This window comes from Pseudomonas sp. BAY1663 (assembly GCF_000582595.1).
GTDB lineage: Bacteria > Pseudomonadota > Gammaproteobacteria > Pseudomonadales > Pseudomonadaceae > Stutzerimonas > Stutzerimonas stutzeri_AF.
In genome coordinates, this window is the sequence record NZ_AZSV01000210.1 from 1 (window position 1) to 743 (window position 743).

1 protein-coding gene is annotated in these 743 nt (G+C 59.5%); it reads right to left on the bottom strand.

From position 1 onward, the window contains the following. Positions 1-90 precede the first annotated feature (90 nt). Positions 91-537 carry a transposase gene (locus BAY1663_RS22820; RefSeq protein WP_037045451.1) on the bottom strand — a complete coding sequence of 149 codons (447 nt, stop codon included), beginning with the start codon at positions 535-537 and terminating at the stop codon, positions 91-93. Positions 538-743: the final 206 nt, after the last annotated feature.

Here is a 743-nt window from a genome sequence, read left to right on the forward strand (position 1 = left end):
AGGTCGGGCCTCCCACAAAAGCAGCCAGCCCGCACAGTCCCCTGTGGGCACGCCCCCGTGGCGATTGCAGGCCGCAGGCCTGCTTCCGGCCTACAGCCAAACAGCATCCCAGTGTGGGTAGTCCCCAATCCGCCTCACCAGCCCTGCACGTAACGGATTGGCAACAACGTATCGAGCAACTGTCACCAGATCTTCCTCATGGCGCAATGCATGGTCATGGAAACCGTCCTGCCAGATTTTTCGGCCCAAACGCTTGGCTGATATCGATTTGACTCTTCCGACCAGCCCCGACAGCGCCCCCTGGCGTAGTTGTACAAGCCAGTGCAAATGATCAGGCATCACGACGAAAGCCAAAGTCAGATGCGAGCCGCGTCGTGCGTCTTCTTGCATCGTGTGAATCAGCATGCGGGCTGCGCTGAACTCCTCGAATACTTTGGCTCTATGCCGGGTGACCGTGGTGATCAGGTAAATCTGTTCGACCGCCGACCAGCGCCCCAGGCGCAGCCGGTTCGATGTGGGATGAGTTTCCGTTCCCATTTTTATCTCCTTGACCTTTGGTCGAAGCCTGTACGACCTCGTGCCTGATGGAAATGAATCTCCTCACAAAATGCCTCGAAAAGCCTCGCCCCGAGGTCAGGCCTCCCACAAAAGCAGCCAGCCCGCACAGTCCCTGTGGGAGGCGCGCCCTCGCGGCAATAGCAGGCCGCGAGGCCTGCCTCAAAAGCCAAAAGCCTCGCCCCGAG

What these genes read in the sequence shown, in the direction of transcription:
- BAY1663_RS22820 (WP_037045451.1), bottom strand. Translation starts at nt 537, where the DNA reads ATGGGAACGGAAACTCATCCCACATCGAACCGGCTGCGCCTGGGGCGC.